At 67.2% G+C, this 1,058-nt stretch carries 1 protein-coding gene; it reads right to left on the reverse strand.

Going from position 1 to position 1,058, the window contains the following annotated elements; genetic code table 11:
- Positions 1 to 144: 144 nt before the first annotated feature.
- Positions 145 to 876: a dienelactone hydrolase family protein gene (locus ACZ6W9_RS36980; RefSeq protein WP_389959752.1), complete on the reverse strand. Its 732-nt coding sequence runs from the start codon at positions 874 to 876 to the stop codon at positions 145 to 147.
- Between the last annotated feature and the right edge of the window lie 182 nt (positions 877 to 1,058).

Raw genomic sequence — 1,058 nt, forward strand, 5'->3', positions numbered from 1 at the left:
GTCCTCGCCGTAGTCGCCCTTCAGGTAGCTCCGTCCCCCACGGTGATTTCCGAAGTCTGGCTTTGAGAGACGCCTGGTCTGATGTGAACGCGCCGGTCGGGAACGAAGCCCGACCGGCGCGTCGCGGGCCACGAAGTGGCGGCCCTAACCGAGATGCCGGGTGAAGAACCGCAGCGAACCGCCGGTCTCGAACTCGGGGATCTCCCCGTGTTTTCCGGGGTTGGCGTGCAGCGTCTTGTCAGCCGACGCCAGAGCGTCGAACAGTTCCAGGCCCTGGGCTCGCGGCACCATGTCGTCATCCCACTGGAGCAGGAACCGCACCGGGACGGTGACCCGGGCGGCGGTCTCGGCCAACCCGTGTACGCCGAGCAGGCCCAGAACCGCCGCGTGGATCCGGGGTTCCGCGGCGAGGAGGGGGATGCCGAGCCCGCAGCCCATCGACATGCCCCAGTAGCCCACCGGACCGGTGCCGACGAAGTCGAGCTCTTGAACCGCGGTCAGGACCGCCTGCCATTCCGGGACGGCCTGTTCGGCCAGGAACATGTGCATGGCGACGAGCTGCGCGGTGGTGTCCTCACCCGCCACCATGCCGGCTCGCAACTCGGCCGCGATCCGGGCGAACCCCTCGGTCTTCGGCCGGTCGCCGTGGTTGGGCGCATCGACCGCGGCCACCGCGAAACCACCCCCGACGACGAAATGGCGTGCGCGGACCACGATGCCCGGAGCCTTCTTGTGCTGCCCGCCGCCGTGACCCATCAGGATCAGGGGACGAGCCCCGCCGGCGTCTTCCGGCGTCCACAGCACGCCGGGGGTCTCGCCGAGGTTGAACAGCCGTTCGGTGACGCCGTCCGACGACGTCTGAGAAATGAAGCGCAAAGCGTTCCAAGCCTTTCGGGATGCCTTCTGCGGGCGCTCCCTAGGCCATGTGAGAGAGGGAGCCCCGACCCATAACAGCGTTGATCGGTCTCACCTCCTTAGTTCACAGCCATACACGGCGATGCCGAACATATCACCAGAACTACTGCGGCACATATCAGCAGAACGACTGCGGCGGGAAG

It is taken from the genome of Streptosporangium sp. NPDC053982, from assembly GCF_055585205.1.